General features: G+C 77.5%; 2 protein-coding genes. One reads left to right on the top strand and one right to left on the bottom strand.

What is annotated here, in order from left to right:
* The coding region (locus QL983_RS11145; protein ID WP_290153029.1) for a hypothetical protein at positions 1–391 on the top strand (391 nt) is incomplete at its 5' end.
* 10 nt (positions 392–401) lie between these two features.
* Here QL983_RS11145 and QL983_RS11140 read toward each other — a convergent pair.
* The coding region (locus QL983_RS11140) for a DUF6350 family protein (RefSeq protein WP_290153027.1) at positions 402–1,755 on the bottom strand (1,354 nt) is incomplete at its 5' end.

Below are 1,755 nucleotides of genomic sequence, written 5' to 3'. Positions count from 1 at the left end.
CCCGGACCCCGGCCGCGTCCGCACCGGCCGTGCCCTGCTGTGGCAGTCCGTGGCGCTGCTGGGGATGGTGCTCTCCTTCTCCCTCGTGCTGCCGTGGAAGCTGATCGCCCTCGCGCTGGGGCTGGTCGCCCTCGTGCTCGGCGTGCGCGTGTGGGTCACGAGCCGCGGCGCCGACCGCTCGGGACTGCCCCGCGCGGTGGCGTCCGCCGGCATGGCGATGGCGCTGGTGGGCATGACGACGGCGGCGCTGCCGCTGCTCGCGTGGGACGCGACGGTCCAGCTCGAGCAGTGCAGCGCCTCCGCGCTCACCGTGCGGGCACAGCAGGCGTGCGCGGACGAGTTCACCCGTCAGGTGGAGGAGCGCACGGGGGTGCCCCAGCTGCGGCCCTGAGCCGCGGGCGTCAGTCCCGCGCCCGGCGCGGGGACGGCCGGTCGCGCGGGCCCGAGGCGCGGTCGCCGGACCGCGGCGCCGTCGTCGTCCCGTCCCGGTGCCCGGCCACGGCCAGGGCCGTGAGGTAGCCGGCCGCGCAGCCCAGCGCGACCCACCCGGCGACGGCGGCGCACACCGCCCAGACGTGGGAGCCGAGGTCCGTCAGCGCGCCGAGCCCGAGTGTCCCGGAGGTGAGGGCCAGCGGCACGAGCAGCAGCAGCCCCGTGAGCAGTCCGGTGAGCACGGCCAGGGCCAGCGTGGACAGTGTCAAGGACACCGCGCGGCTGCCGTGGCGGGTGTGCAGCCAGTCGTCGAGGTGGTTCTCCCCCTCCCGCAGCAGCCACACGCCGGCCACGGCGCCGGCGCCGATCGGCACGGCGAGCAGGAGCAGCTGCCACGGCGACCACGTCCCGGGCAGCGCACCCAGCGCCGGGAGGGCGGGCGCGGTGGCCGGCGTCGCGCCGAACACGGAGTAGAGGCTGTCCGCGCCCACGGAGAACCCCGGGCCCGCCGTCCACGCGATCGACCACGCGGTGAACGTGGGCAGCCAGCCGATCTGCAGCAGCGCCACCAGCAGGCCGCCCAGCGGGCCGCCCCCGATCGCCTGGGCCACGGTGACGACGGCGGCCCACTCGACGGCCAGCCGCCCCGCCACGAGCAGCGCGTTCAGGCCCGTCAGGGCGAGCACGGCGACGGCCGCGGCGCGCACCACGGACCACGCGTACGAGCCGGCCCAGCGTTCGTACTGCGAGCGCCGCGAGATCCGCTCCGTGAGGTCCAGGCCGATCAGGTGCGCCCAGGTGCCGGCCTCGCGCCGCGCCCCCGCGAGGGCGGCGACGCCGAAGAGCAGGGCGGGCAGCAGCGCCGCCGGGGCGGGGTGCGCCGTCAGCTCGTCCGTGCCGGGCAGGAACGCCACGGCCAGCCCCACCAGGGCGTAGGCCCCCACCGCGCCCACGAAGGCCTGCCACGCCTGGTCCCGGTAGGACGCGCGGGCCAGGCGCCGGCCGGCCCGCCACGACAGCGCGAGCGGGACCAGGGTCAGGCCCCACGGCACGAGCCACGCCGTGCCGGTGATGAGGTGATCCGGCGCGGTGGGCATGGCCGTGGCCACGGTGACGGGCACCGCGTGCAGGGCCAGCCACAGGACGCCGCCCACCTGGACGGCACCCTCGATGGTCGGCCGCTCGAACCCGCCCGTGGCCCACACCGCGAGGGTGGGGACCATGACCGCCAGCAGGCTGATCATCGCCGTGACGAGCGCCTCGACCACCCCCTGCAGCCACAGCGGCAGGGGGACGGGGCGCAGCAGACGGGGCGCAGCGGGG

The organism is Micrococcus sp. APC 4021 (genome assembly GCF_030407635.1).
GTDB classification, from domain to species: domain Bacteria; phylum Actinomycetota; class Actinomycetes; order Actinomycetales; family Micrococcaceae; genus Micrococcus; species Micrococcus luteus.
The sequence above is the reverse complement of the archived record's forward strand: the minus strand, read 5'-3'. Positions and strand labels throughout refer to the sequence as shown.